The following is a 21,922-nucleotide window of genomic DNA, read 5'->3' on the forward strand; positions in this document are numbered from 1 at the left end:
CCCGCAACCTGCACACATGACCCGAAAAATGCTCAACAATCACCCCAGACAAACCAACATGTTCAACAAACCCACCGACACCTGTCAGCAGGTGTTCAACAATCAAAACCACCGCATAATATACGCTTACATGCAATCACAGGTAAGAGAATACTAAGCAAACCGGGATTACCAGGCACGACAGGTGTCATTCGACATGCGTGTGCCGGGCTATTAATGCATTGCAGTTTGATACTCAAAACCGTTAGCAGACAAGTGTTACCAACCTAAGACTTGCTACGGCGTATAAGGCAGACCTTTTCGTGATCGTTGAACAGTTACTACCCCCGCGTTTTACCCCCGTTGGGTTGGGTCGAAAGTATGAAGGGCCCGAACCAGCATGATGCTCATACTGGTCCGGGCCCTGCAAACAGCGCCAACACGCAGCCTTTTAGCGCCGCTGAATGCGTACCTCTGTGTAGGAAATTGAGGTAATAATCCGCTCCCGCAACACGCGTGGTGCGTGGGCCTGCCCGCAGCAGTCTCGCACCAGGCCGCGGATCGCTTCCTCCGACTCAAGCTGGCGGAGGCAGTCCGGGCAGCTCGCTAGCTCCTGCCGGATGGCGGCGACGCGCTCCGGTGGAGTGTCGGGCTGAAACAACTCGCACAACAGCTGGTGCATGCCACGGCAGTCAGCTTCATTTGCGTGATTGTGTTCTGTTGCCATTACTTCTCCTCCACCTTCTGCTGCTTCAAATCCGCCATATCTGCGTGGTCGAGTCCTATGCCTTGTTCGTGTGCTACGTCTTTCAACATCTCGCGTAACTGTTTTCTTCCACGGTGGAGTCGGCTCATGACGGTTCCCAGCGGAATGTCCATCACTTCCGCGATTTCCTTGTACGCCATGCCTTCGACGTCCGCGTAGTAGACCACCATGCGGTAGTCCTCGTTGAGCGCGTTGAGCGCTTCGCTGATCCGCGAGTTCGGCATCGCCTTGAGCGCCTCAACCTCCGCTGATTCGAGGCCGGTCGAATCGTGTGAGCTTGTGGTGTAGAGCTGATGGTCGGTCACGTCCTCGGCTGAGGTTTCCAGCGGTCGGCGCTTCTTCTTCCTGTACGAGTTGATGTACGTGTTCGTCATGATTCGGTACATCCAGGCTTTCAGGTTGGTGCCTGGTTTGAAGCTGTCGAACGCGTTGTACGCCTTCAAGAAGGTCTCCTGCACGAGGTCTTCGGCGTCTTGGGGGTTGCGGGTCATCCGCAGCGCGCCGCCGTAGAGCTGGTCTAGCAGTGGCATCGCTTCCTCAGTAAAGCGTGTTTTGAGGTCTGTTTCGGGCATAGGGGCCATTGTAGCTAGCTGGACACGCGACGTAGCATCGTCTGTATGCAACGAACTCGTGCTTTGAAAGTTGTGGCGAAAACTCCGCATAAAGTGCTGGAGTACACCGCGAGCAAGGACAATTTCGGGGAGCATTCGGCCCATGAGCTGGGGCTTGACCCGACGACGGTGCTCAAGACGCTGGTGGTGTCGAATGTGCAGGATCCGAAGAAGCTTGCGCTGTGCTGCGTGCCGGTGTCCGGGCACCTCAGTTTGAAGGCCGCGGCGAAGGCGCTGGGTTGGAAGAAAGCTGCGATGGCGGAGCCCACCCAGGCTGAGCATGCCACGGGCTATGTCGTGGGCGGGATCTCGCCGCTGGGCACGCTCAAGCGGCTCCCAGTGCTTCTCGACGCCACCATCGAGCACCTGGACGCCATCAATGTTTCCGCCGGCCAACGGGGGCTGTCCTTGCAGCTGGCGCCGGGCGATCTTGCGAAGCTGACGTCCGGGAAGTTCGCGCCGATCGGCGCCTAGATCGGTTGGATAAGCTCAGGCGAGTCGTTGCGGACGTTGCCTACCTCGCGTCCGACCGCATGCCACTGCAGCTGCGGCGCAACCCGCGATGGGTGGATGAGCGCCTGGGCCTCCTCGGGTGTGCCCTTCGTCCACTGCTCAATTTCCTCTGGCAGGAGGAAAAGCGGCAGCCGGTGGTGGAGCCACGCGATGCGCTCGGCGGCATCGGTTGTGACCATGGTCGTCGAAAGCCGGTTAGCGCCGGTGTCCCAGAGTGCGGCGGCGACCAGCATCCCGGATGACGGAGTGACGTAGTAGGGCTGCTTTTCGTGCCATTCGTAGTAGCCGTCGAGAAGCATGATGCCGCGCTGGGCGCGCATCGCATCCCGAAACGACGGCTTTACCGCGACGGTCTCGCCGCGCGCGTTGAAGAGGGGCGGGCCGGAGTCGTCGCGTTTCCAGCTCGGCAGGAGTCCCCAGCGGGCGGCCTGGAGCAGCGCCTCGGTGCCGTGGAAGCGCACGAGCGGGACCTGGTGGGTCGGCGCGACGTTGTAGCGGGCAGGCGGCGTGCCGTCGGGGGTGAGAACCTCGCTCACACCAGGCAGCGTGCCCACAAAATCTACGAGTTGCTCGCCAGTGCTAAATAAAACGAAACGGCCACACATTCCTCTATTATGATGTACGCCATGACTGACTTGTGGCCAGCCCCCTCAATTGCCGACCCCGTCCGCGCCACGCTCGCGCTGCCGGGGTCCAAGTCAATGACTAACCGCGCATACATTTTGGCGGCGCTGGCCTCCGGTCCGTCGACGCTCGTCGGGGCGCTACACTCCCGCGACACCGACCTCATGGAGGCGGCCCTAGCTGTGCTCGGCGTGCAGTTCACCCACAACGCCGATACCGTCGAAGTCCAGCCAGCGCCCCTGCGCGGCGGCAATATCGACTGTGGACTGGCTGGCACCGTGATGCGCTTCGTGCCCCCCGTGGCGGCGTTCGCGCAAGGCACCACCCGCTTCGACGGCGACCCGCACGCCCGCACCCGGCCGATGGGCACCATCCTGGACGCGCTACGTCAGCTCGGCGCCGACGTCGAGGGGGAGCGCCTCCCCTTCACCGTCCACGGCACCGGCACCGTCGTAGGCGGTGACGTCCGCATCGACGCGTCCGGGTCCTCCCAGTTCGTTTCCGGTCTGCTGCTTGCCGCGGCAAGCTTCCAGCAAGGTGTCACGATCACCCACACGGGCGACTCACTGCCATCCATGCCGCACATTGATATGACGGTGGAGATGCTGCGCGAAGCGGGCGTCGAAACGCACTACGAGGACGGAACCTGGCGCGTGGCCCCGCAGGAGATCCGCGGGCGACGCTGGGACATCGAGCCGGACCTCTCGAACGCGACGCCGTTTTTGGCCGCCGCGGCGGTCACCGGCGGCGAGGTCCGCATCGAGCACTGGCCCGTGCAGACGACGCAGCCTGGCGACGCCATCCGCAACATCCTGGAGCAGATGGGCTGCGAAGTCGAGCTCCTGGAGGCCGAGAACGGCAACACGCTGCGCGTTCAAGGCCCCACACCGGGAACGCTGCGGGGCGTAACCCTCAACATGGGCGACATCGGCGAGCTCACGCCGACCGTCGCCGCACTGGCGACGCAGGCGGCGACCCCCTCGGAGCTGACCGGCATCGCGCACCTGCGCGGCCACGAAACGGACCGGCTCGCCGCGCTCACCACGGAGATCAACAGGCTTGGCGGCTCCTGCGAGGAGCTTGAAGACGGCCTCCGCATCCACCCGCAGTCCCTCCGCGGCGGCGTGTGGCACTCCTACGACGATCACCGCATGGCCACCGCCGGCGCAATCATTGGCCTGCGCACCCCAAATGTGCAGGTGGAAAACATCGCAACGACCGCAAAAACGCTCCCCGACTTCCCCACGATGTGGCACACCGCGCTCGGGCACGAAGAAGCATAGAAAGAACCTCATGGCACGCCGCAAGTTCAGCGATTACGACGAATCCGACGTCCGCGTCCGCCCCGGGCGCGGCTCACGCCCCCGCACCAAGGACCGACCCTCCTACGAGGACGCGCTCACCGGGATGGTGGTCACCAAAGACAGGGGGCGCTGGGGCGTCATGCTGGACAACGGCACCCTAGTGAACTGTATGCGGGCACGCCACCTGAAGCGCACCAGCATCGAAGTCGGCGACCGGGTCAGCGTCGTGGGTGATACCAGCGGACGCAAGGACACGCTCGCCCGCATCGTGCAGCGCGCCGACCGCACCTCTGTACTCCGCCGCACTGCCGACGACACCGACCCCTTCGAGCGCGTCGTCGTTGCCAACGCTGAGTTGCTACTCATCGTGGTCGCCGCCGCCGACCCACCACCACGCACGGGCCTGGTGGAGCGGGCGCTTATCGCCGCGTTCGTCGGCGACGTGCGCCCCATCGTCTGTATGACCAAGACCGACCTCGCGCGCCCGGACGAATTCATCGCCGAAATCGAGGACCTCAACGTCGAAGTCCTCACCGTAGGCATCGACGACCCCCTCGACCAGCTCACGCAACGCCTCGCCGGGCACGTGTCCGCCTGCATCGGCCACTCCGGCGTAGGCAAGTCGACGCTGGTCAACCGCCTCGTACCGGACGCGCAACGCGAAACCGGGGACGTCTCCGGCGTCGGCAAAGGCCGTCACACCTCAACGCAATCCGTGGCACTCGAGCTGCCTGGTGGCGGCTGGATCATCGACACGCCGGGTATCCGCTCGTTCGGCCTGGCGCACGTCTCCCCCGACCAGGTCATCGACGTCTTCCCCGAGCTCGCCGAGGCAGCCCAGGACTGCCCCCGCGGCTGCACGCACGCCGGCCCGCCCACGGACCCGGAGTGCTCCTGGGACGCCCTCGAGGGCGGGGCGCTGTCGCGCCGCGTCGCCGCAGTCCGGCGCCTGCTGAGCGCACTGCGCTCCAACAACGAGTGGGAACTAAAGCAGCTCGACGAGGAACGGTAGCTCGCTGACGTCATAGAACGCCAGGTAGTTATCCTGGGCGTCCCCGACAGCCAGCTCCGCGTCCTCATCCCCGAGGTCGGCGGCATCGATATGCTCGATAGCTTTCGCCGTCGCCGCTTCCGCCTCCGCCAGGTCGATGTGAATCGCGGCAACGTCCTCCAGCGCCACCGGCCCCGCTACCCGCACCACGGAATCCCCCATGTCGTCGGCTTCCTCCGCCTCCACGTCCGCAGAGATCACCACGCGGCGGTGCGGGAAACGATCCTGGTCACCAATTGCCAGCAGGCGGATCGAGGCCAGCGCGGCGTCGTCAAACGCTACTGCCTCGATCTCCTCCTCATCGCCCGAGGTGAAGAACTCATGCAGCGCCGTCGTCGCAGCAAAGCCCCACCCGTTGCGAGGGTGCACAACTTTGTCAGCAGCGAGCCCCTCCACCATGGAGAACGTCGCGGGGATGTAGACACGCATTAAAACTCTCCCTCGATATTGAACAGCGTCTGGATCTCCACCGCGGTGCGGTCAAACGCCGTGTGCAAAATCGCGATCATGCCGCACTCGACGGCCGAGCGGACGTTCATGATGTCGTCGTCGATCATGACGCAGTCGTTCATCGGAACATCCAGGGCATCCGCCGCGGCCTGGAACGCAGCCGGGGACGGCTTCTCCGCGCCGATGTCACCCGAGAGCACCACCGCGTCCACGACACCGCGGAACGCCCAGTCGCGCACCGCGTCCGCCATCTGACCCTCGGACTCCTCGTTGGACAAAATGCCGACAGCCTTGTCTTTTTCCTTCACAGCCTCAATAAGCTGTTGCCACCGGCGCTGGTCCTCCTGGTCCTGGTCCAACACGCCTGCGTAGTCAATAATGAGTCCCTGCATCTGGACGCCTCAATTCCTGTACTTCGTTTTGCTTCTTCTGCAGTGCACACCAAGGTGCGCAAATTCTCCTAGCGCCATCACGGCGCGAACGTGCACAATACTACCTACCAGCACGCGACGCCGTGCACAACGATACGAAAGGACCCCGCCGTGACCTACTACCCCGCACCCGGCCACCAGCATGTCCAGCTGCTCGTTCCCTCCCCAAAACGCAAAGAACGCGCCACGGAGGCCCAGCGACGCCAAGCAAGGTACTCCCCCAGCGATCCACGTCGCACCACCCCAAACGTCGCACCGCTCGTGCGCACGGCACTCGCAGCGAGCTTCGGAGCCACAAACCTCCGCGCACTTCGCGCCGACCGCTTTTCGACGGCCGCACGCACCAATGTCCGCGCCTACCGGCGCTTCCAACAGCAACACGCGGGCCCGCCACGCATCGTGACCTGCCACGCCCGCGACGGCGGCGAGTTCTTCGGCACCGTCGCCACCGGCCAAAAACGGTTCGGGTTCGTGGCAAAAATGGACAAAGGCCGGTTAGTGTCCTTCAAAATTCTGTAAGTGACACCACCCGGCCAGAGCCTACCTATCGAACTTAGGCCTGCGCAGTTGCTTCCTCCGCGGATTCGAACTGCTTGCGCATCATGAAGAGCTGGCGCACCGTCTCTTCCTGGATCGCCTCGTTCATAGCGTTGAACATGTCGCCGCCTTCCTTCTGGTATTCAACCAGCGGGTCGCGCTGCGCCATCGCACGCAGGCCAATGCCCTCCTTGAGGTAATCCATCTCGTAGAGGTGCTCGCGCCACTTCGTGTCGATGATCGGCAGGATCACCATGCGCTCAACGTTACGCATCTGCTCCTCGCCGCCGATCTCGGAGACGTTCGCCTCGAGCTGATCGTACTGCGCCTGAGCGTCGTCGATGAGCGCCTCGCGCAGTTGCTCAGCGGTGAGCTCGCCCGGCTTGCCGTACTCGTCGCCGTCGATAATCTCCTGGGCCGTCTTCGACGGGCCGTACAGGGACTCAAGCGCGTGCCAGAGCTCCTGCAGGTCCCAGTCCTCGACGTAGCCCTCCATCGTCGCGCCATCCACGTACGCACCGACGGTCGCGCTAATCATGCGGCGGATCTGGTCCTTAATGTCTTTCGACGCCAAGATCTCCTGGCGCTCACCGTAGACCACCTTGCGCTGCTCGTTGAGCACCTCGTCGTACTTCAGGACGTTCTTACGCATCTCGAAGTTCTGGTTCTCAACCTGCGACTGTGCGCCCTTAATCGCGTTCGAGACCATCTTCGCCTCAATCGGAACGTCGTCCGGAACGTTGAGACGATTCATCATGTTTTCCATCGACTGGCCGACGAAGCGGACCATCAGCTCATCGCGCATCGACAGGTAGAAACGGGTCTCACCCGGGTCACCCTGACGGCCAGAACGGCCGCGCAGCTGGTTATCAATACGGCGGGACTCGTGGCGCTCCGTACCGATCACGTACAGGCCACCAGCCTCACGCACCTCATCACCGAGCTGCTTCGAGCGCTCCTTCGCCTTCGGCAGTTGCTCGTTCCAGGCTTCCTGGTAGCGCTCCTCGTCCTCGAACGGGTCAAGGCCTTGCTCCTGCAGCTTCGCGTCCAGCAGGATTTCCGGGTTGCCACCTAGCACGATATCGGTACCACGACCAGCCATGTTCGTAGAGACCGTCACCTTCGACGGCAGACCAGCCTCCGCAATAATGCGGCCTTCTTCCTCGTGGTGCTTCGCGTTGAGCACATTGTGCTTAATGCCCTTGCGCGTCAGCAGCTGCGAAAGGTACTCCGAGCGCTCCACCGAGGTAGTACCGACCAGCACCGGCTGGCCCTTCTCCACGTGCTCCGCGATATCCTCCGCAACAGCAGCGAACTTTGCTTCCTGCGTCTTGTAGATCAGATCGTCGCGGTCCGCACGCTGGTTCGGACGGTTCGGCGGAATCTGCACAACGTCCATCTTGTAGATCTGGTGCAGCTCCGCCGCCTCGGTCTCAGCGGTACCGGTCATGCCGGCCAGCTTGTTGTAGAGGCGGAAGTAGTTCTGCAGCGTCACCGTCGCCAGCGTCTGGTTCTCGTTCTTGATCTCGACGTTTTCCTTCGCCTCGATCGCCTGGTGCATGCCCTCGTTGTAACGACGGCCAGCAAGCACACGGCCCGTGAAGCTATCGACGATCATGACCTCACCCTGGCGGATGATATAGTCCTTATCGCGCTCGAAGAGCTCCTTCGCCTTGATCGCGTTATTCAGGTAGCTCACCAGCTGCGAGTGTTCAGGCGCGTACAGGTTGTCAATGCCCAACTGGTCCTCAACGAACTCCACGCCTTCCTCAGAGATGCCAATGGTGCGCTTGCGGTGGTCCACCTCATAGTGGATGCCCTCGCGCATACGCGGTGCAAGCTGTGCGAACACGGTGTAGAACTGGCTGGAACCATCAACCGGACCGGAAATAATCAGCGGGGTACGAGCTTCGTCGATAAGAATCGAGTCAACCTCATCCACGATGGCGAAGTTGTGGCCGCGCTGCACCATGTCATTGACAGAGCGGGTCATGTTGTCACGCAGGTAGTCAAAGCCGAGCTCGTTGTTGGTGCCGTACGTAATCGCGGCGTCGTACGCCTTCTTGCGCTCCTGCGGGCGCATATCGGACAAGATGACGCCCACGTCAAGGCCCAGGAAGTGGTGAACACGACCCATCATCTCGGCGTCACGCTTTGCCAGGTAGTCGTTGACGGTGACAATGTGCACGCCCTTGCCACCCAAACCATTGAGGTAGGCAGGCAGCACGGAGGTCAGCGTCTTACCTTCACCAGTTTTCATCTCGGCGACGGAGCCGAAGTGCAGCGCGGCACCACCCATGATCTGCACCTTGTAGTGCTTCTGCCCCAGCACGCGCCAAGATGCCTCGCGGGCTGTCGCGAACGCATCGAGCAAAATGTCGTCGAGCGAAGCGCCGTCTGCAATCTTTTGCTTAAACTCTTCCGTTTTGGCCTTCAGCTCGTCATCTGTGAGTGCCGCGTACTCCTCTTCAAGATCGATGACTTGATCAGCGATCTTCGAGAGACGTTTTACCGTACGCCCTTCACCCGCACGCAGCAGTTTCGACAGTCCAAACACGTTTCTAGAATCCTTCAAAAGTTAGAAAAACAAAGCGATCACGCCAGCTCTACGCGCTGCTTTTTATGTACCAATCGGCCATTGTACGCACGCGTCAACGAAAACGGGCAATCATGGCTGGTGGAATGAATAAGAAAAGAATGTGAAAACGCCGCCCACCCGTACAAGCTGTTTGCTTACACGGAGAGGCGACGAATCATATAGTGGCGACGCTACTTCTCGTCGTTTGCCTTGACCTCATCTTCTGGGGCCAAGGTGATCAAACCGTAGTCGTACGCGTGGCGGCGGTACACAACTGCCGGGCGCTTCGACTCTTCGTCGATGAAGAGGTAGAAGTCGTGGCCGACCAGCTCCATCTCGGAGAGGGCGTCGTCAACGCTGATCGGGGTATCCGGGTGCAGCTTACGACGCACAACCTGGCCGAGCGGCGCATCTTCAATAGTGCCGGCGTATGGGTCCGTGTCGTACTTTCCGTGAGTCTGCTTCGCGCGTGCATCCTCTGCCTCGTGCACGAGCTCAGCTGCGATCTCGCCGGTGGACTTCGGAGCGCGGTGGCCGGAGCGAGCAATCTCGCGACGGACCTTGACCTTACGCAAGGAACGCTCCAGCTTGCCCAGCGCGGATTCAAGCGCTGCGTAGAAGCTGTCTTCCTTGGCCTCTGCACGTGCCAGGTGGCCCTTGCCGGTCGCAGTAATCTGCACGCGCTGTGCCTGCGCCTCACGACGAGGGTTCGGCTCATGCTGCAGCTCAACGTGGAAGAACGTCAACGATGGGTCAAGCTTCTCGATCTTGGCAAGCTTGGTGTTGACGCGCTCTTGGAAATGCTCTGGGACCTCGACGTTACGGCCAGTAATCGTAACCTGGGCTGCTGGTGCGATTCCGTCGGTGTGCTCTGCAGAAGTCATCTGCTTCCTCCCTAGCGTTGTTGGAACTGGGTCTATCACCACTATACAACTGGTAATAACCAATGGCTACGCAATGGTGTAAAACTCCCTGCCAGTTTGCTACCAGCGAACACCGCGCCTGCAGTGCTGCTAAGCGGCGCACACAGCGATGCAGCTCACCACGTCAAAACCGTGCGCAAGCAGCACCTCAACGCTGGTCTGCAAGGTAGCGCCAGTAGTCACAACATCGTCGACAACGATGACGGGGCCAGCGCCAGGTGCCGCCTGGAACGCCTCCCATCCGCGACGCATCCGCACCGCACCAGCCAAGTTCGCCCGGCGGTGTGCAGCATCAAGTTCCGACTGGTCAGTCGTAGATTCCGCGAGCTCCAGCAGATCCGCAGCCTTTCGACCCGTACGCTTACAGATCACGCTCACCGGGTCCCCACCGCGCTCCCTGGCAGACGCCGGACGCGTCGGCGCAGGAACGAGCAGTGCGTCCGGCTGAATCTCTCCACGGACCTCAAGAAAGGCCAGCGCGGCATCCAGCACCGCCCCCACGTGCTTGCGCACAGCCAGGTTCTTGCGCTCTTTCATTGCCAGCACCACCCCACGGTGCGCGCCGCCGTATGGGCCGAGCGCGAACACTGACACGTGTGGCAAATGCTGCGGCGACACTCGGCGGGGCACGGCAGCCAGCTCGGTGCGACACGTTTGGCACAGCACGGAACCTGGGGCCCCGCACCCCGCGCAGTGGCGCGGAAGAAAAAGTTCACCGACCTCTGCGAGCGTCACGCCACCTACCTCGCAATGATTGGGAGGGAGCGCACACCCTGCAACCCCGGCACCTCACGCCAGATGGGGGTGTCTGCGCCGCTGACAGGCATTTGCAAAATCGCATTCGCATCCGTGACGTACAACATGTTTGTCGACGCCGCCACCGCCACAACCGGCGCGGAAATGTTTCCGAGCGACAACGCGGTAGTCGAGGAACCGTCCTGCTCCACGCGCATCACCGGCGACGCCGGGTTCGACGTGCCCACGATCAGTGAACCGTCCGGGTGCCAGTCCGCAGCGACGACGCTGCCGCCGAGCTCAAAGCTGTACTCCAAAACGTTGACGATCGCCCCGGCACCCGCCGTGCGCTGCTCAATGATGCCGGTGTACAGGTGCCCGTCAATCACCATCACAACGCGCGAGCCCGAACGGGAAAGGCGCAGGACGGAGATATTGCCGTCGACGCCCTCCGGCAGGTGTAGGTGCACCTCCTCGGTGTTGACTTCCCCCGTCGCTGAGGACCGCGTGGAGCGAAGCACGTGCTTGCCGTCAGACACGGTCCACACTGCCTTGTTGTTGGACTCGAAGGAGGGACGCGAGAACGTCTCCGCCTTGACGACGCCCACATCCCCACCTGCGAGCTGCCCGACGCGCAGCTCCGCGCCTTCGGGCCCGTCGCCGAGGTTGAACACCGCTGCCCACTGCCCGTCGCCGGAGACATCGGCTGTGACCACGCTGCGCGTACTACCCAGCACGCCAGGTACAGGCTGGGGGCCGCCACCGGTGATTTGGGAGACGTGGCCGTCGGCAAGCGAATACAAGGTACTCTCCCCGACTTGCTCGACGACGGGGCTGACGTCGATAAAGTCGTCCGTCGTCAGTTCCCGAGCGCCAGTGATGAGCGGTTCTCCGTCAGCAAGGAGGGAAAACGGGCCGGTCACACCGGCGGAGGCGAGTGTCCACACCACCTGTGCGGCGAAGCGGCTACGGGCGGTCTCGTCCATATTCCCAAGCCCCGCGAAGTGGTAAGCGCCATTTTCGAAGCCCGTGTAGCGCACTGTGGACGGAATCGTGCCCATGATGGCGGGGCGAAGGCGGGTAGCCGGGCCGTCGAGGAGCAGCGAGACCAGCGTGCTCGGCAAAAAGTCGCGCGGCGAGTACACCCACCGGCGGTCGGTGACTAGCTCGTTGCCCGTCGGGTCGAAGAAGTAGAGGTTGTAAGGCTGGTATTGATTGCGCAACTCGGTGCGCTCCATCACGACACCCGGGGGCAGCGAGGCGATGCGCCACTGGCCGTCGACCTGCTCAAGCTCAAGCGTCGCCTCGTACGTACCGCGTTCAGGGGTGAACACGCCACCGCTGCCGAGTGCGCCGACCACGTTGCCATGCACCGCAAAACTACGCTTGTTGCCGACGCTGCCGGACACCGTATTCAGCCCGATCCGGTCGACGATGAGCGTCTGCTCGTGAGCACTCCAGGTGGGTTTGGCGTCCTCGGTCAGGAAGGAGCGCGCGGCCTCATAGTCGCCGGTTGGGATCGCGGAGGCCGCATAGAAATCTCGGAGCAACAGGTCGGGCTCGCGGTCCTTGATCGGGCCGATAATCTCCGACTCATGCGACTGCTCCTGGTAAGGCCGCAGCACATGCGGGTCAGTGTTCGACGGCAGCGTCGCGCACCCACCCAACAGCAGCGCCGCGCTCGTCAGTACAGCACAGTACTTATGCTTCATCTGGCTGCCTCTCCTCGTCCTGCGTTTCGACGTCCACTTCGACGCCATCCGCGTCCACTTCGGGTTCCAGCTCGAGAGCCAACGGGGGCGTCGAATAGCCTGCCTCCGGGTCACGCGGCAAGACAAGCCTGAACATCGCGCCGACGCCCTCCTCCCCGACGGCCTCGAGCGTGCCATGGTGCAACTGCGCATCCTCGCGAGCAATCGCCAGGCCAAGGCCCGTGCCTCCGGAGTGCCGCTTGCGGGACTTGTCCGCGCGCCAGAAACGGTTAAACACCAGCTCTTCCTGGCCGGGCTTCAGCCCGATGCCGTGGTCCCTCACCGTCACCGCAACCGCGCTGTCGTTAGCGCGCAGCGCAACAACAACCGGTTTGCCTTCCGAATGGTCGATGGCGTTTGCGATAAGGTTTCGCACGATGCGCTCAATCCTGCGGGCCTCGCCGAGCATCATCACAGGCTCGTCCGGCATGTCGAAGGAAACTTCGACACCAAGCTCCTCAGCGAGGTGCTGCGTCTGCTGCCACGCCGAGACAATCGGTGCCTTCATGTCCATTTGCGTTACGGACAGATCGGCCACGCCCGCGTCATGACGCGAAATCTCCAGAAGGTCGTTGAGTAGGGCCTCGAAGCGGTCCAGCTCGCGAGTCATCAACTGAGAGGCGCGGCGGGTCCCAGGTTCCAAGGAGTCTTCATCAGCGGCAATCATGTCAGCCGCCATCCGGACCGTGGTCAGCGGCGTACGCAGCTCGTGAGACACATCGGAAGTGAACTGACGCTGCAAGTCGCCGTAGCGCTCCAGGTGATCAATCTGCTGCGACAGCTTGTCAGCCATGTTGTTGAAAGACAGCGCCAGCACCGCCATCTCGTCCTCCCCGTCAACCGGCATGCGCTCACGCAGGTGGCCTTCCGCGAACCGGCGCGCAGTGCGCGACGCCGAACGCACCGGGGCAACAATCTGCTGCGACGCCAACCACGCAATACCCACCAGCAGGACGCTGACGATTACCGTGGCCGTCGCTAAGATGCCACGCATCAGCGCCAACGTCGAGGCCTCGCTGTCCATATTCATCACAAGGTAGAGCTGCAGGTACGGCACATCAGAGGTTGTCGGGGTACCGATAATCAACGCGTTGTACGACGAATGGTCGCCACGCTGCACCGAAGAAAACTGGTACGCAATGTTGCCCTCAGCAACGTATTCCTCAAGCTTGTCCGGGATCTGATACGCCTCCGGCGAAGACGTAACAACCCCGTTCGGATTCTTCACCACCAGCACCGGCTCGTACACGGCGGTCGCCTCCGAGCTTTGCTGCGTGCGCTGCGTCAACCCGGCACGCGCCGAATTCAAACGGCTTTGCAGCGAGGTCGCCGACCCCGAATTATTAATCTGCTCCTCGACGGTGACGCGCGCACGCTCGATCTCCGCGCTCGCAGCCTCAATCTTCGAGGCGGCAATGCGCTGGCTCACCACGGACGCCAACGCGAACCCCAGCACCAACATCACCACAGCGGAAACAATCAGCACTGTGCCGACGAAGCGCACCTGCAACGAAGTACGCCACGCCTCTGTGATTCGGTCCCTGCTACGTTTCAGTACGGCGAACAGGAGCGCCACCTCCCATTCTTACTTCACGGACTTGTAGCCCACACCACGCACAGTCTGGATAATCTCAGGGTGCTCATGGTCGTGCTCAATCTTGGAGCGCAGACGCTGCACATGCACGTTGACCAGGCGGGTATCGGAGTTGTTGCGGTAACCCCACACGGATTCCAGCAACTCGTCGCGGGAGTGGACCTGATTCGGCTTCTTCGCCATTTCCAGGAGGAGGTCGAACTCGAGCGGGGTCAGCGCAATCTCTTCGCCGTTGCGGGTCACCATGTGCTGGGGGACGTCGATAACTAAATCGGCGATTTCGATGACGTCGCCGGGCTCCTCGTCCGTCCTGCGCAGCCGCGCCCTAATCCTAGCCACGAGCTCCTTCGGCTTGAACGGTTTCGTGATGTAGTCGTCTGCGCCCGACTCAAGGCCAAGCACGACGTCGACGGTGTCCGTCTTGGCGGTAAGCATGACGATCGGCACGGAGGACTCGCGGCGGATCGCCTTGCAGATGTCGATACCGTTCATGCCCGGAAGCATGAGGTCCAGCAGGATCAGGTCCGGTTCGTACTCGTGGAAAGCCTGGACGGCCTCGGCGCCATCGGTGACAGGCCGGGAATCAAACCCCTCGGCCTCCAGCACGATGGTCAGCATCTCGTTGATGGCGGGGTCGTCGTCAACGACCAGGATCTTCGACATGGGCATTGGTGGCTCCTCTTAACGAACGCTTTGTATTGCTTGGATAATAGCCGTGGCATCCGACGTGGAAATCCACCGACTCACCCAGTCGCCGTCGGCGAGGCGCTGGTACTGGGAAAACGTCGCGTCCTGCAGCCCGCCGTCGCGCTCGTAATGGTCGCGAGTGCGCGTCGCGTCTTGTGCTTCTCGGCGTTGCGCGCGCTGCCTGGCAACCCTCGGGGACGTAGCCACCAACACCTGCAGATCAGGCTTCGGCAACCCGAGCCGTTCGAACTCAAGCTCAGCCACCCACTCCGCCGCTGCATCATCACCCGTGCGTGCCGCGGTATAGGCGGCGTTCGAGGCAACGTACCGGTCAAGCAAAAGGATGCGGTCCGGCGTGTCCTGGTACTGCGCGAGCTGCTCCTTTGCGTCGTAGCGGTCGAGCGCGAACATCGTCGCCATCCCGTAAGCGGAATCCACCAGGTCACCCATCTTGCCGTAGAGAGCGTCCTGCGCCAGCTGCGCGTGGAGCGAATCCTCGTAGCGCGGGAAAGACAAGGTGTCCGCATCGTATTCCTCCACGATGCGCCGCACGATGGTGTTCTTGCCCGCCCCATCAATGCCTTCGATGGCGATGATCATGCCACAGTCCTCCTACCGGCCTCCTCCTGGCCTCCTACGCGAGCGCTTCCAAAAACTGCTCGACGTCCTCGTCCTCGTCGTCGCCAACCGTTTCTAGGAGCTCGGCTGCGCTCTCAATGAGCTGCTCGTCAAGCTCACCGCTGTTGCCGCGGATGAACGGGAAGCGCTCCGCAACCTCTCCGGCGGAAAAAGGCGCACCAGCCCAGATGGCAGTGATTGTCGCCGCGGCGAGCCCGTTCGTACGTTCCTGGTCTGAGGCGCTGTCCTGGTCCGCGGCCAACAGCACCGCGTCACGGACGGCTTCCAATATGTCCTCTTCGTCCAAGTCCGCGATCTCATCAAGAAAGTCAATGTTGTCGTCGTCGGAGAAAATCTTCTGGTCCCAGCTGCTCATCAGTGCTTCCTTTCAGGTGGGGGCTGCATATACCCTGCAATCTACACGGGACAGCACTCATTGCGAACTCCCCTGCTTTCCGCCCAGAAACCGCACAGGCGCACTCTTTTCAATGTCGGCCATCCATGCTATAAACGTTTTCAAACAACAACATTGTTATCGTTTTGTAATTCTGGAAGTTCTGCGGCGAAGGGCAACGTATGAATCAGACGCAAAGGAGAGTTGCCACATTTATGGCGCTCGGCATCTGTGTTGCCATCGCAGTGGGAGTTGTTGTCTGGAACGCGTCCTCACCCGGTCGCTCAGACACCACCACGCAGGCTGGCTTCATTGCAACAACCTCAACCATGCCAGCTTCTTCCTTGTCGACGACCCCTTCGCGCTCCTCAAGCCGAAACGGGACGGCGCCACACACTGCTGAGGCGTACATCGCCACGACTCCGCCCTCGGCGTATAACTTGTCCGCAGACCCGCTCGCTCCGGCACACGCGTTCTCAGGCGGCCCTGCCGTTACGGAGCCAACGAAGCAGTACCGCCCGTCGAACGTGGCCCCGTCTGCGGCTGCGCCGCGTTCTGCAGGCTCTGCCACAACCGCTGAGTCGCAGCGCGCGAAGCAACGCGCCCCACGGCCCGACGCGTCATCCGCGCCGAACACTACCTCGCGCACCTCGCGCCCGCAGACGACGCAGCAGGCACCGACCACGGTGCCGACCACAGTGTCGACGCCAACCAGTATCACCACAACGCAGCCGCAATCCCCAACGGTGCTGCCTGCGGAGCCAACGCAGGACGAACCTACGACGCCGACGACTTCAGCCCCGAACCCTGGTGCCACGGCATCCACGTCAGCGCCGATGCCTACACAAACAACGACTTCCGAAGAGTCAACCTCGCCCGAGGAACCTACTGAGGAACAGTCCTAGACGCGCGCGTAGAAACACTGCGCCGTAGACCCTTCGGCGACCTCGAACGTCACTGCCGGGTCGGAGGCTGGAATCCACGCAGCCTGGCCAGGCGTGAGCACGAAGTCCCCTGCGCGCACCTGCCCTTCGGTGCACAGAATGATCGCCGGCCCGTCGGTGTCCACGAGCAGGGGATGCTCAGTGTCGACGCGGTGGGCACTCATGATGAAATCGTGCACCGGCAAGTGGAAGCTCACCACGTTGTCCTGCTCAGACGTAGCCGCAAATGGGTCTTCCAGCGAAGAAAAGTCGAGTACCTTCACCAACTCAGGTACGTCCACGTGTTTCGACGTCAGACCCCCGCGAAGCACGTTGTCAGAATTCGCCATGATTTCCACGCCAAGCCCCGAAAGGTACGCGTGGAGCTGGCCGGCCGCCAGGTAGAGCGCTTCCCCAGGGCGCATCTGCACGTAGTTCAACAGCAACGCGGCAAGGACGCCGACGTCATTGGGGTACTTTTCGTGCACCCGCAAGAACATCCCGGCTAACGCCGCGGCATCCCCCGCTGTAGCGTCATCGGCGACGCGCTGGGCAGCCGGCACAATTGCGGCAATCAGGGAGGTGCGGGCGTCTTCAGGCAGGGAGATGAACGTCGTGAACGCTGCACGGAGTCCGGCATCTTCCGAAGGGGCGTCGAGAAGCGAAGCGTAACGGTCCAGCTCCTCGCAGTCGAGCGCGGCGAAGAACTCGCGCGTCTGCTCCAGCGGGCGGAACCCGGCGAGTGCCTCGAACGGGGTCAGCGCCACAATCAGTTCCGGCTTCGGGTTCGGATCCTTGTAGTTGCGGGTCGGATCCTCCAGGCTGATACCATCGGCTTCCTCCCGCGAGAACCCGTCCTTCGCCTGCGAGCGCGACGGGTGCGCCTGAATGCTCAGCGGCTCGGCGGCGGCGAGCAGCTTCAACAAAAACGGCAGCTGGGAGCCGTACTGGTCAGCAACACGCTTGCCCAGCATGCCGACGGGGTCAGCGGCAATGAGGGCGTCGAGCCCCTGCCCGTCCACTAGCGAAGGTGCGGCGCTGTGGGCACCGAACCAGAGCTCGGCCTCTGGCTCCGCGCTTGGCACTTCGGTGCCGCGCAGTTGTGCAAGCAACGTGCGCGAACCCCACGGGTACGTCCGCAGCGCCCCCTGTAGGTGCTCCATAGTGTCTCCTTCGCAAGTTTCGTCGGTGCTGAAACAGTTGAAACAACAGCGTTCCAGAATACCAGCGTGGCGCCGTTTCACGGAACAGCGCCGGAGACCACGGGCGCTACTGGCGAATAACTGCGAGGACTTCCTGCACAATCTCGTCGACCTTCGCCCTGGTCGGCGCCTCAACGTTGAGGCGCAGCAGTGGCTCCGTATTCGACGCGCGCAGGTTCAACCAGACTGGTCCTGGCGCACTGTCCTCGTCGCGAAGCGTGACAGTGACCCCGTCCAGGCGATCAATGTCTGCAACGCGGTCGCCGAGCGCCTCGAGGACGCGTTCGGTAGCAGCTACCTGATCCGCGACGGTTGAATTGATCTCCCCGGAGGCCTCGTAGCGTTCGTACTGGGCCATCATCTCGCTGAGCGGTTTCTCTTGCTCCGCAAGCGCCGCCAACACGTGCAGCGCCGCCACCAGGCCGGAGTCCGCGTTGAAGAACTCCGTGAAGTAGTAGTGTGCCGAGTGTTCCCCACCAAACATCGCCCCAGTACGTGCCATCTCCGCTTTAATGTACGAGTGGCCCACCCGGGTACGCACCGGGTTGCCGCCCTGCTCACGGATGATCTCCGGCACAGCACGGGAGGTGATCAGGTTGTGAATGATGGTCGCACCTGGGTGCGTCGCAAGAGTACGGGTGGCGACCAACGCAGTGATCGCGGATGGGGACACAGCCTGACCACGCTCGTCCACAACAAAGCAGCGGTCCGCGTCACCGTCGAAGGCAAGCCCAATGTCGGCCTTTTCCTCAACCACAAAACGCTGCAGGTCAACAAGGTTCTTCGGGTCGAGCGGGTTTGCCTCGTGGTTTGGGAACGTGCCGTCGAGCTCGAAGTAGAGCGGCCGAATATCGAGGTCGCCGAGCACCGCCGGCACCGTCAGTCCCGCCATGCCATTCGCGGCGTCAACAGCGACCTTCAGCGCCTTGCCCTGCGGCAGCGGCACGAGCTGGCGGAGGAATTGCGCGTAGGAGTCGAGCACATCTCGCTTTTCGACGTCCCCTTCTTCCCCTTCAAACGCCGGCACTCCCTCAACGAGCATGCGGCTGATCTCCGAAAGGCCAGTGTCGGTGCTGACCGGGGTGGCGCTTGCGCGGCAGAGCTTGATGCCGTTGTACTGCGCAGGATTATGGGAGGCAGTAAACATCGCGCCGGCACACTCGAAGGTGCCGGCTGCATAGTAGAGCTCATCGGTAGAGGTCAGACCCAGGTCAAGAATGTGCAGCCCTTGCGAGGTCGCGCCCTCCGCGAATGCAGCGGACAGCTCCGGTGAGGAAGGGCGCATGTCGTGGCCGACAGCAATGGTTCGCTCCCCTTCGTTGTACAGGATATGCCCGAACGCTGCCCCTACCGTGCGAACAGTATCCGCATCAATGGTGGAGCCAACAACGCCGCGAATGTCATACGCCTTAATAAGGTCCTTCAAGGACTCATCGGTGTGCTCAATAGCCATACGGCCAATCTTAGTGACTCGACTCCTCGTCGGCGCCTTCAGTACCTTCAGCACCTTCAGTGCCCGCAGCACCTTCAGCAGGGTCAGGGACGACGTGGAGGTGGGAGCGTCGCGCGTTGCGCTCCGCAGCAAGGTGCTCCTCGATCCGCTTCGTGCGGTGCACCGGATGATTTGACGTCGAAGGATCGTTAAAGTCCTTCGTCGCCTCGTACTCGATTGGGTCGCCGCCGTTTTCCACCAGCCCCGTGGTCACACGACCGGCCTCCCGGACGGCCTGCGCCAGCGCAGTCAGCTCTTCGTCCTCGAGTGCGTGCGCCTCGTCGTCAAAGATATCGACGGCCTCTACTCGCACCAGCTCCCAACCAACTGGGGCCGTGATGTGCGCCGAGTGCCGCTCACAGAGGTCCCAGGCGTGTGGCTCCGGGTTCGGCGAGAGCGGGCTGATGACTGCTGTCGATTCCGAGTAGGCATAAATCAGCGTGGCCACAGCAGGCCTGCCACAACCAGGACGACAACACCGACGGAAAGTACTCACGCCGTCTAAGCCTAAACCCCAACTTGAGATTTTGGTAGTACGTCCTCGGCGCGCCATGCCCGACTGCACCCCAAGATCCCTAGAATCTGGGGCATGAACGCGCCAATTCACCACCTTCGGACTGCACGAGACCGCCACGGTCGCGGGGCCCACGGCCCACTGCTCCCCGTCGGTGTTCCCCGCTACCGGACGCGCTCCGCGCAGTTCGACCAGCTGGTGCTAGACACGTACGCCCCGCTACATAACGCGTACTTTGAGCAGCTGGCTACGGTGGATTTGGCCGTCGATACGATCCCCCGGATGCGCCTGCACCCCGATGTTGCCCGCTTCAGCGATGAGATAGTTGCCGACGGCCCCATCCCACTCGGCCGTATCCTCCAGGCAGGCGTGGACCGCTACGGCGTTCCCACGAGGGCACGCTTCGTGCTCTTTCGCCGCCCGATTGAGCAGCGCACCGAGACAACAGAAGAGCGGTCAGCCCTCATTCATTGGGTACTGACCGCCCTTGTTGCTTCGTATATCAACCTGGACCCACGGGACATCGATGCCGATTTCCCTTGGTAGCTCAGGCGTTTAGCCGATCTGCTTCTTTAAGCGACGGCGCTCTCGGTCGGAAAGTCCGCCCCAGATACCAAAGCGTTCGTCGTGCTCGAGCGCGAATTCGAGACACTCGTCCCGCACAGCGCACGCTTTGCAGATCCGCTTTGCTTCGCGGGTCGAGCCACCCTTTTCCGGAAAGAACGCCTCGGGATCGGTTTGGGCACATAGCGCCTGATCTTGCCATTCCTGCTCGACGGCACCGAACAGCTCGTCGAAGCTCATGCCAACCGCGGCCACGCCACGGATGTCAGCACCATTTGCCGTGTCTTCCACGCCGTCCCCTTTCTCCGTCGTCCTTGATTACAGCCAACTGTCGCCCACACCCCACTGAAGGGGTGCGACGAGTGACCCTTGCACTTCTGCGATTACACACCGAACCACTAAATAGGTGCAAGCTACTGGGGTAAAACTTCACCGTTTCCCGCGGAAAACGCACGCCAGTAGTCACACGAGTCACAACAGTCACAGGGGTACAGATTCGGGGGTATAGGTCGGGGGTACTACATGTGGTACCCCGACTGGCCACCTCTTACTAACCGGCAAGTTTTTGGCCTCACCGGCGTGTCGCTTACGCATCTGGGGAAAAGCGCACTCCCGAATCAGGGATCACAACTCCCGGCCACACCCGCATACCGCCTTGTAATTCGCAGCGAGCACCGATTTGGGCGCCCTCACCGATCACGCAGCCATCGATGCGGGAGTTCGCCCCGATGGTGGCACCCGAGGCGATGATCGAGTCGCGAATAACGGCACCCGGTTCAATCGTGACCCCATTGAAGATGACACTGTCGTCCACGCGGCACCCAGCGCCGATCTCCGTACCGCGGCCGACTGCAGTGCCGCCCATCAAAATGACGCCGGCCGCGACCCCCGCGGACTCGTCAATAAGCGCCTCTCCAGTCTGTCCTTCCAACAGAGGCGAGTACGCGATACCGCGCACCACGTCCGAGGACCCCTGCACGAAATCCGACGGCCTGCCCATGTCCCTCCAGTACGAGGCGTCCACATAGCCAACCATCTTCGCGCCAGACTCCAGCAGCCCCGGGAAGGTTTCGCGCTCCACGGAGACCACACGGCCAGCAGGAATCTGCTCAATCACCTTGCGGCGGAACACGTAGCACCCCGCGTTAATCTGATCGGTTGGCGGATCCTCCGTCTTTTCCAAAAACGCAAGCACGTTGCCGTCCGCGTCGGTAGGGACAGACCCGAACGCGCGCGGATCGGGAACGCGGACCAGGTGCAGCGTCGCGTCGGCATCCTTCTCAGCGTGGTAGTCCAGGATCTTGCTCAGGTCAGCGCCGGAAAGCACATCCCCGTTAAACACCATCGCGTTATCGAAGCGCAGCTTATCCGCAACGTTTCGGATTGCGCCGCCGGTGCCCAGCGCCTCTTCTTCGACGACGTACTCGATCTCAAGACCAAAGTCGGAGCCGTCACCGAAGTACTCCTCGAACACCTCCGCGCGGTAGGACGTCCCCAGCACCACATGGCGCATCCCCGCCTGGCGGATCCGCGCAAGCAGGTGCGACAGGAACGGGTGCCCGGCAGTCGGCAACATCGGCTTCGGGGTACTCACTGTCAACGGACGCAGGCGCGTGCCGCGACCACCAACCAAAATGACCGCGTCGGTATTCTCCGGGGTCACGGTGCGGGATGCATTCAC

General features: G+C 62.3%; 24 protein-coding genes. 5 read left to right on the forward strand and 19 right to left on the reverse strand.

From position 1 onward, the window contains the following. Nucleotides 1-430 precede the first annotated feature (430 nt). Both BJP07_RS09690 and BJP07_RS09695 read right to left on the reverse strand, forming a co-directional pair. Nucleotides 431-706: a hypothetical protein gene (locus BJP07_RS09690; RefSeq protein WP_071567268.1), complete on the reverse strand. Its 276-nt coding sequence runs from the start codon at nucleotides 704-706 to the stop codon at nucleotides 431-433. Further along, complete coding sequence (locus BJP07_RS09695) at nucleotides 706-1,317, reverse strand: sigma-70 family RNA polymerase sigma factor (protein WP_143111774.1); 612 nt, start codon at nucleotides 1,315-1,317, stop codon at nucleotides 706-708. Before BJP07_RS09695 ends, BJP07_RS09690 begins: the two co-directional genes overlap by 1 nt. A 45-nt stretch (nucleotides 1,318-1,362) precedes the next feature. On the opposite strand from BJP07_RS09695, the gene BJP07_RS09700 reads away from it, so the two are divergent. Then, complete coding sequence (locus BJP07_RS09700) at nucleotides 1,363-1,830, forward strand: aminoacyl-tRNA deacylase (RefSeq protein WP_071567270.1); 468 nt, start codon at nucleotides 1,363-1,365, stop codon at nucleotides 1,828-1,830. Here BJP07_RS09700 and BJP07_RS09705 read toward each other — a convergent pair. After that, entirely contained in the window at nucleotides 1,827-2,474 is a 648-nt protein-coding gene (locus BJP07_RS09705) for an SOS response-associated peptidase (protein WP_071567271.1), read from the reverse strand. The genes BJP07_RS09700 and BJP07_RS09705 overlap by 4 nt on opposite strands. 21 nt (nucleotides 2,475-2,495) lie before the next feature. On the opposite strand from BJP07_RS09705, the gene aroA reads away from it, so the two are divergent. Next, entirely contained in the window at nucleotides 2,496-3,776 is a 1,281-nt protein-coding gene (aroA, locus tag BJP07_RS09710) for a 3-phosphoshikimate 1-carboxyvinyltransferase (protein WP_071567439.1), read from the forward strand. Nucleotides 3,777-3,786: 10 nt separating this feature from the next. Next, nucleotides 3,787-4,809 carry a ribosome small subunit-dependent GTPase A gene (gene rsgA / locus BJP07_RS09715; protein ID WP_071567272.1) on the forward strand — a complete coding sequence of 341 codons (1,023 nt, stop codon included), beginning with the start codon at nucleotides 3,787-3,789 and terminating at the stop codon, nucleotides 4,807-4,809. On the opposite strand, the gene BJP07_RS09720 is transcribed toward rsgA, so the two are convergent. Both BJP07_RS09720 and BJP07_RS09725 read right to left on the reverse strand, forming a co-directional pair. After that, on the reverse strand, nucleotides 4,783-5,277 hold the full coding sequence (locus BJP07_RS09720) for a hypothetical protein (protein ID WP_071567273.1): 495 nt from the start codon (nucleotides 5,275-5,277) through the stop codon (nucleotides 4,783-4,785). The two genes, rsgA and BJP07_RS09720, sit on opposite strands and share 27 nt — an antisense overlap. After that, nucleotides 5,277-5,690, reverse strand: a complete 414-nt coding sequence (locus BJP07_RS09725) for an HAD family hydrolase (protein WP_071567274.1) — start codon at nucleotides 5,688-5,690, stop codon at nucleotides 5,277-5,279. The genes BJP07_RS09720 and BJP07_RS09725 overlap by 1 nt, the downstream gene beginning before the upstream one ends. Before the next feature lie 150 nt (nucleotides 5,691-5,840). Between BJP07_RS09725 and BJP07_RS09730 the strand changes: the two genes are divergently transcribed. Beyond that, nucleotides 5,841-6,248 carry a hypothetical protein gene (locus BJP07_RS09730; RefSeq protein ID WP_071567275.1) on the forward strand — a complete coding sequence of 136 codons (408 nt, stop codon included), beginning with the start codon at nucleotides 5,841-5,843 and terminating at the stop codon, nucleotides 6,246-6,248. Nucleotides 6,249-6,282: 34 nt separating this feature from the next. Here the strand turns inward: BJP07_RS09730 and secA are convergent, their stop codons facing one another. The 12 genes from secA to BJP07_RS09790 all read right to left on the reverse strand — a co-directional run bounded on the left by secA (nucleotide 6,283) and on the right by BJP07_RS09790 (nucleotide 19,716). Next, nucleotides 6,283-8,823 carry a preprotein translocase subunit SecA gene (gene secA / locus BJP07_RS09735; RefSeq protein WP_071567276.1) on the reverse strand — a complete coding sequence of 847 codons (2,541 nt, stop codon included), beginning with the start codon at nucleotides 8,821-8,823 and terminating at the stop codon, nucleotides 6,283-6,285. A gap of 212 nt (nucleotides 8,824-9,035) precedes the next feature. Further along, nucleotides 9,036-9,728 (reverse strand): ribosome hibernation-promoting factor, HPF/YfiA family, encoded by a 693-nt coding sequence (gene hpf / locus BJP07_RS09740; RefSeq protein ID WP_071567277.1) that lies wholly within the window; start codon nucleotides 9,726-9,728, stop codon nucleotides 9,036-9,038. 129 nt (nucleotides 9,729-9,857) lie between these two features. Then, a complete protein-coding gene (locus tag BJP07_RS09745) occupies nucleotides 9,858-10,502 on the reverse strand; it encodes a ComF family protein (protein ID WP_071567278.1) in 645 nt (214 codons plus the stop codon). A gap of 5 nt (nucleotides 10,503-10,507) precedes the next feature. Further along, on the reverse strand, nucleotides 10,508-12,214 hold the full coding sequence (lpqB, locus tag BJP07_RS09750) for an MtrAB system accessory lipoprotein LpqB (RefSeq protein WP_071567279.1): 1,707 nt from the start codon (nucleotides 12,212-12,214) through the stop codon (nucleotides 10,508-10,510). After that, the gene (gene mtrB, locus BJP07_RS09755; RefSeq protein WP_369822354.1) at nucleotides 12,204-13,829 is read right to left on the reverse strand and encodes an MtrAB system histidine kinase MtrB; all 1,626 of its coding nucleotides are present in this window, start codon (nucleotides 13,827-13,829) and stop codon (nucleotides 12,204-12,206) included. The genes lpqB and mtrB overlap by 11 nt, the downstream gene beginning before the upstream one ends. 9 nt (nucleotides 13,830-13,838) lie before the next feature. Beyond that, nucleotides 13,839-14,510, reverse strand: coding sequence for an MtrAB system response regulator MtrA (mtrA, locus tag BJP07_RS09760; RefSeq protein ID WP_071567280.1), 672 nt, complete (start codon nucleotides 14,508-14,510; stop codon nucleotides 13,839-13,841). A gap of 18 nt (nucleotides 14,511-14,528) precedes the next feature. Next, nucleotides 14,529-15,134, reverse strand: a complete 606-nt coding sequence (locus BJP07_RS09765; RefSeq protein WP_071567281.1) for a dTMP kinase — start codon at nucleotides 15,132-15,134, stop codon at nucleotides 14,529-14,531. Between the two features lie 34 nt (nucleotides 15,135-15,168). Continuing rightward, nucleotides 15,169-15,528, reverse strand: a complete 360-nt coding sequence (locus BJP07_RS09770; protein WP_071567282.1) for a DUF4259 domain-containing protein — start codon at nucleotides 15,526-15,528, stop codon at nucleotides 15,169-15,171. A 205-nt stretch (nucleotides 15,529-15,733) separates the two neighbouring features. Then, nucleotides 15,734-16,363: a hypothetical protein gene (locus BJP07_RS09775; protein ID WP_143111775.1), complete on the reverse strand. Its 630-nt coding sequence runs from the start codon at nucleotides 16,361-16,363 to the stop codon at nucleotides 15,734-15,736. 84 nt (nucleotides 16,364-16,447) lie between these two features. Further along, a complete protein-coding gene (gene manA, locus BJP07_RS09780; protein WP_071567284.1) occupies nucleotides 16,448-17,632 on the reverse strand; it encodes a mannose-6-phosphate isomerase, class I in 1,185 nt (394 codons plus the stop codon). 106 nt (nucleotides 17,633-17,738) lie between these two features. Then, on the reverse strand, nucleotides 17,739-19,124 hold the full coding sequence (locus BJP07_RS09785; RefSeq protein WP_071567285.1) for a phosphomannomutase/phosphoglucomutase: 1,386 nt from the start codon (nucleotides 19,122-19,124) through the stop codon (nucleotides 17,739-17,741). Nucleotides 19,125-19,134: 10 nt separating this feature from the next. After that, nucleotides 19,135-19,716 (reverse strand): DUF3499 domain-containing protein, encoded by a 582-nt coding sequence (locus BJP07_RS09790; protein ID WP_083584199.1) that lies wholly within the window; start codon nucleotides 19,714-19,716, stop codon nucleotides 19,135-19,137. A gap of 36 nt (nucleotides 19,717-19,752) precedes the next feature. Between BJP07_RS09790 and BJP07_RS09795 the strand changes: the two genes are divergently transcribed. After that, nucleotides 19,753-20,223 carry a metallopeptidase family protein gene (locus BJP07_RS09795; protein WP_071567287.1) on the forward strand — a complete coding sequence of 157 codons (471 nt, stop codon included), beginning with the start codon at nucleotides 19,753-19,755 and terminating at the stop codon, nucleotides 20,221-20,223. 9 nt (nucleotides 20,224-20,232) lie between these two features. Here BJP07_RS09795 and BJP07_RS09800 read toward each other — a convergent pair whose 3' ends face one another. Both BJP07_RS09800 and BJP07_RS09805 read right to left on the reverse strand, forming a co-directional pair. After that, nucleotides 20,233-20,481: a WhiB family transcriptional regulator gene (locus BJP07_RS09800; RefSeq protein WP_176754827.1), complete on the reverse strand. Its 249-nt coding sequence runs from the start codon at nucleotides 20,479-20,481 to the stop codon at nucleotides 20,233-20,235. 346 nt (nucleotides 20,482-20,827) lie between these two features. Then, nucleotides 20,828-21,922 carry a sugar phosphate nucleotidyltransferase gene (locus BJP07_RS09805; protein ID WP_255365977.1) on the reverse strand — a complete coding sequence of 365 codons (1,095 nt, stop codon included), beginning with the start codon at nucleotides 21,920-21,922 and terminating at the stop codon, nucleotides 20,828-20,830.

Origin of the sequence: Corynebacterium sp. NML130628, assembly GCF_001875665.1 — a bacterium.
GTDB lineage: Bacteria > Actinomycetota > Actinomycetes > Mycobacteriales > Mycobacteriaceae > Corynebacterium.

What these genes read in the sequence shown, in the direction of transcription:
- BJP07_RS09690 (WP_071567268.1), bottom strand. Translation starts at nt 706, where the DNA reads ATGGCAACAGAACACAATCACGCAAATGAAGCTGACTGCCGTGGCATG.
- BJP07_RS09695 (WP_143111774.1), bottom strand. Translation starts at nt 1,317, where the DNA reads ATGCCCGAAACAGACCTCAAAACACGCTTTACTGAGGAAGCGATGCCA.
- BJP07_RS09700 (WP_071567270.1), top strand. Translation starts at nt 1,363, where the DNA reads ATGCAACGAACTCGTGCTTTGAAAGTTGTGGCGAAAACTCCGCATAAA.
- BJP07_RS09705 (WP_071567271.1), bottom strand. Translation starts at nt 2,474, where the DNA reads ATGTGTGGCCGTTTCGTTTTATTTAGCACTGGCGAGCAACTCGTAGAT.
- aroA (WP_071567439.1), top strand. Translation starts at nt 2,496, where the DNA reads ATGACTGACTTGTGGCCAGCCCCCTCAATTGCCGACCCCGTCCGCGCC.
- rsgA (WP_071567272.1), top strand. Translation starts at nt 3,787, where the DNA reads ATGGCACGCCGCAAGTTCAGCGATTACGACGAATCCGACGTCCGCGTC.
- BJP07_RS09720 (WP_071567273.1), bottom strand. Translation starts at nt 5,277, where the DNA reads ATGCGTGTCTACATCCCCGCGACGTTCTCCATGGTGGAGGGGCTCGCT.
- BJP07_RS09725 (WP_071567274.1), bottom strand. Translation starts at nt 5,690, where the DNA reads ATGCAGGGACTCATTATTGACTACGCAGGCGTGTTGGACCAGGACCAG.
- hpf (WP_071567277.1), bottom strand. Translation starts at nt 9,728, where the DNA reads ATGACTTCTGCAGAGCACACCGACGGAATCGCACCAGCAGCCCAGGTT.
- lpqB (WP_071567279.1), bottom strand. Translation starts at nt 12,214, where the DNA reads ATGAAGCATAAGTACTGTGCTGTACTGACGAGCGCGGCGCTGCTGTTG.
- mtrA (WP_071567280.1), bottom strand. Translation starts at nt 14,510, where the DNA reads ATGTCGAAGATCCTGGTCGTTGACGACGACCCCGCCATCAACGAGATG.
- BJP07_RS09765 (WP_071567281.1), bottom strand. Translation starts at nt 15,134, where the DNA reads ATGATCATCGCCATCGAAGGCATTGATGGGGCGGGCAAGAACACCATC.
- BJP07_RS09770 (WP_071567282.1), bottom strand. Translation starts at nt 15,528, where the DNA reads ATGAGCAGCTGGGACCAGAAGATTTTCTCCGACGACGACAACATTGAC.
- manA (WP_071567284.1), bottom strand. Translation starts at nt 17,632, where the DNA reads ATGGAGCACCTACAGGGGGCGCTGCGGACGTACCCGTGGGGTTCGCGC.
- BJP07_RS09785 (WP_071567285.1), bottom strand. Translation starts at nt 19,124, where the DNA reads ATGGCTATTGAGCACACCGATGAGTCCTTGAAGGACCTTATTAAGGCG.
- BJP07_RS09790 (WP_083584199.1), bottom strand. Translation starts at nt 19,716, where the DNA reads ATGGCGCGCCGAGGACGTACTACCAAAATCTCAAGTTGGGGTTTAGGC.
- BJP07_RS09795 (WP_071567287.1), top strand. Translation starts at nt 19,753, where the DNA reads ATGAACGCGCCAATTCACCACCTTCGGACTGCACGAGACCGCCACGGT.
- BJP07_RS09800 (WP_176754827.1), bottom strand. Translation starts at nt 20,481, where the DNA reads ATGAGCTTCGACGAGCTGTTCGGTGCCGTCGAGCAGGAATGGCAAGAT.